Origin of the sequence: Romboutsia weinsteinii (genome assembly GCF_002250835.2) — a bacterium.
GTDB classification, from domain to species: domain Bacteria; phylum Bacillota; class Clostridia; order Peptostreptococcales; family Peptostreptococcaceae; genus Romboutsia_A; species Romboutsia_A weinsteinii.
This window is the reverse complement of record NZ_NOJY02000156.1, coordinates 1-666: the sequence shown is the minus strand read 5'-3', so window position 1 is coordinate 666 and position 666 is coordinate 1. Positions and strand designations below refer to the sequence as shown.

Sequence of the window (666 nt, the reverse complement as noted above, 5' to 3'; positions counted from 1 at the left end):
CCGCCCGTCACACCACGGAAGTTGGGGGCGCCCGAAGCCACTTAGCTAACCCTTTGGGAAGCGAGTGTCGAAGGTGAAATCAATAACTGGGGTGAAGTCGTAACAAGGTAGCCGTATCGGAAGGTGCGGCTGGATCACCTCCTTTCTAAGGAGAATTGCCTACTGTTTAATTTTGAGTGTTCATTTATGAATACTTAAAATTACTTGTTTAGCTCTAACGAGCGATAAGTATGTTAGTACTTTGAAAACTGCATAACATTTAGTGATATGACATCATTTTAATATATGAAGAGAAAACTTCTAAAAATCACAGAGAGAAAACTCTTAAAAATCAACTTTAATAACTGGTCAAGTTATTAAGGGTGCAGGGCGGATGCCTTGGCACTAGGAGCCGATGAAGGACGCGATAAGCTGCGATAAGCTTCGGGGAGTTGCACGTAAACTTTGATCCGAAGATTTCCGAATGAGGAAACTCACTTAGAGTAATGTCTAAGTATCGTTAAGTGAATACATAGCTTAGCGAGGGGAACCCGGGGAACTGAAACATCTAAGTACCCGGAGGAAAAGAAAGAAAATTCGATTCCGTAAGTAGCGGCGAGCGAACGCGGAACAGGCCAAACCATTGAAGTTTTCTTCGATGGGGTTGCGGACTGCAATATGGATGCT

At 43.5% G+C, this 666-nt stretch carries 2 rRNA genes; both read left to right on the top strand.

The annotated features are described in order from the left end of the window. Positions 1-145: ribosomal RNA gene (locus CHL78_RS20435) — 16S ribosomal RNA — on the top strand; the annotation flags it as partial. 201 nt (positions 146-346) lie between these two features. Beyond that, positions 347-666 (top strand): 23S ribosomal RNA (locus CHL78_RS21025); the annotation flags it as partial.